General features: G+C 79.2%; 2 protein-coding genes. Both read right to left on the minus strand.

Translation table 11 applies throughout. The features are described 5' to 3' along the window. Positions 1-12 precede the first annotated feature (12 nt). On the minus strand, positions 13-1395 hold the full coding sequence (locus tag GTR00_RS18490; protein ID WP_166613037.1) for an NtaA/DmoA family FMN-dependent monooxygenase: 1383 nt from the start codon (positions 1393-1395) through the stop codon (positions 13-15). Between the two features lie 45 nt (positions 1396-1440). Further along, the coding region (locus tag GTR00_RS25200) for an LLM class flavin-dependent oxidoreductase (protein ID WP_276610329.1) at positions 1441-2675 on the minus strand (1235 nt) is incomplete at its 5' end.

Genomic DNA, 2675 nt, shown 5'->3' on the forward strand with positions numbered 1-2675 from the left:
GGGTGGTGGTGCTCACGCGGTCTCCTCGGAAGCGGTGGTGCTGCGGTGCGGGTGGCGCAGGCCCAGGTGGTCGCGCAGGGTCGGGCCGGTGTACCGCGTGCGGTAGGTGCCGCGCTCCTGCAGCAGCGGCACGACCCGGTCGACGAACTCGTCCAGGCCCGCGGGGGTCAGGGTGGGGATCAGGATGAACCCGTCGCAGGCGTCGGCCTGCACGAACAGGTCGACCTCGTCGGCCACCTGCTGCGGGGTGCCGACGAACTGCGGGCGCGCGGAGACCTCCACGACGAGCTCGCGCACCCCCCAGCCGCGGGCCTGCGCCAGCTCGCGCCAGCGCCGGGCGGTGCCCACGCGGTCCCTGGCGTGCTGCACCCGCCCGCGGGTGGCGACCGCCTCGGGGTCGGGGTCGTGCGCGGGCAGCGGGCCGTCGGGGTCCAGGCCGGGCAGCTCCCGCCCCCACAGCTGCTCGACGAACGCCACCGCCTGCTCGGGGCCGACCTGCTGGAAGCGCACCTCGCGGGCCCGCTCGGCCGCCTGCGCCGGGGTGTCGCCGAGCACGAACGTGGCGCCGGGCAGCACCTTGACGTCCTGCGGGGCGCGGCCGTGCGCGGCCATCCGGCGCTGCACGTCGGCGCGGAACTCCCGCCCGGCCTCCAGCGTGCCGTGCAGGGTGAAGATCGCGTCGGCGGTCGCGGCGCCGAACTCGCGGCCCTCGGCCGAGTCGCCCGCCTGGAGGAGCACCGGGTGGCCCTGCGGGCTGCGCGGCAGCTGGGCGCCGGTGGCGCGCACGTCGAACTGCCGGCCGCGGAAGCGCACCGGTTCGATGCGCGCGGAGCGGGCGAACACCCCGGCGGCCGGGTCCGCGACCAGGGCGTCGTCGGCCCAGGAGTCCCAGAAGCGCCGCGCGACCTCGACGAACTCGCCGGCGCGCACGTAGCGGTCCTCGCGGGCCAGGAAGCCCCCGCGGCGGAAGTTCTCCCCGGTGAAGGCGTCGGAGGACGTGACCACGTTCCACGCCGCGCGCCCGCCGGACAGGTGGTCCAGCGTGGCGAACTGCCGGGCCAGCTCGGCCGGCTCGTTGAACGTGGCGTTGATCGTGCCGGCCAGGCCGATGCGCTCGGTGACCGCGGCCAGGGCGTTGAGCACCGGCAGGGTGTCCGGGCGGCCCACCACGTCCAGGTCGAAGACGCGCCCGAGGTGCTCGCGCAGCCGCAGGCCCTCGGCGAGGAAGAAGAAGTCCATCAGGCCGCGCTCGGCGGTGCGGGCCAGGTGCACGAAGGAGGAGAAGCCCGTCTGGCTGCCCGCGCGCGCGTCGCGCCACACGGTGGTGGAGTTCACGCCCGGGAAGTGGGCGCCGAAGTGGATCTGCTTGCGGTGCGCGCCGGTGCGGCGCGGCACGTCGGGCCGGGGGCCGGCGGGGGTGGTGCTCACGGTCGGTCCTCCTCAGGCGCCGGCGGGCGCGGCGGTGGTCGCGGCGGCGGTCGCGGCGGTGGCGTACCGGCTGGCGGGGCGCGCCAGCCCGAAGCGGGCGCGCAGGCTCGGCGGGGCCTGGCCGGGCGCGGCGGCGGGCGGGCGCAGGCCCTCGGCGCGCAGCGCGGGCACCACCCGGGCGGTCAGCGCGCTCAGCGAGGCGGGCAGGTCCAGCGGCACGGCCACCACGCCGTCGAGGCCGTCGGTGGCGGCGACCGCGCGCAGCAGCTCCACGAGGGCGGCGGGGGTGCCGACGTGGCGCAGCGCGCGCGGCGGGGTCGGCGCCACCGCGTCCAGGCGGCGCAGCACCGCGCGGGCCTCCTCCTCCGAGGGGCGCAGCAGCACCTCCACGTCCAGCAGCACCCGCAGCGCCCGCCCGCCCGCCGCGGCGCGCAGCTCGGCGGCGCGGCGCGCGGCCAGCGCCGGCTCGGGGCTGCTCAGGCGCACCACGTCGGCGCCGGCGACCGCGCCCGCGGCGGCGTCCTCGCCGGGCAGCACCACCAGCGGCTGGCCCTGCGGGGAGCGCGGGGTGATCGAGGGCCCGCGCACCGACAGGTGCCGGCCGGCGTGGTCGACGTGGTGCAGCTTGGCGCGGTCCACGTAGCGGCCGGTGGCGACGTCGCGCACCACCGCGTCGTCCTCCCAGCTGTCCCACAGCGCGCGGACCACCTCGACGGTCTCGCCGGCCTCCTCCCACAGCAGCGCGGGCGGCGCCGCCGGGCGGCGCCCGAACGCGGCGGCCTCCTGCTCGGTGGCCGAGACCCCGACCTGCCAGCCGGCGCGGCCGGTGGAGACCAGGTCGAGGGTGGCGATCGCCTTGCTGGTGTGGAAGGCCTCCGTGTGCGTGGTGGTGACCACCGGCACCAGGCCGGTGCGCCGGGTCAGCGGCGCCAGGTGGGCGGCCAGGCCGGCGGCCTCCAGCCGGCCGCGCTGCTCGCCGTCGCGCCCGCCGGCCAGGTGCAGCTCGTCGGGCAGCACCACCAGGTCCAGGTCGGCCTCGTCGGCCGGGGCCACGGCGCGGCGCCAGTGCGCGGAGGTGGACAGCCCCGCCGGGTCGGCGCCGGCCTCGCGCCAGGCCGCCGGGTGGCGCCCGGCGCCGTCCAGCTCGACGGCCAGGTGCAGGCCGGGGTGCGGGCGCGGGGCGTGGTCCGCGGCGAGCGCGGGCGCGGGCGGGGCGGTGGGCTCGGCGGGCACGTCCAGCCCAGCAC

Source organism: Kineococcus indalonis (assembly GCF_009906395.1).
In the GTDB taxonomy this organism is placed as follows: Bacteria; Actinomycetota; Actinomycetes; order Actinomycetales; family Kineococcaceae; genus Kineococcus; species Kineococcus indalonis.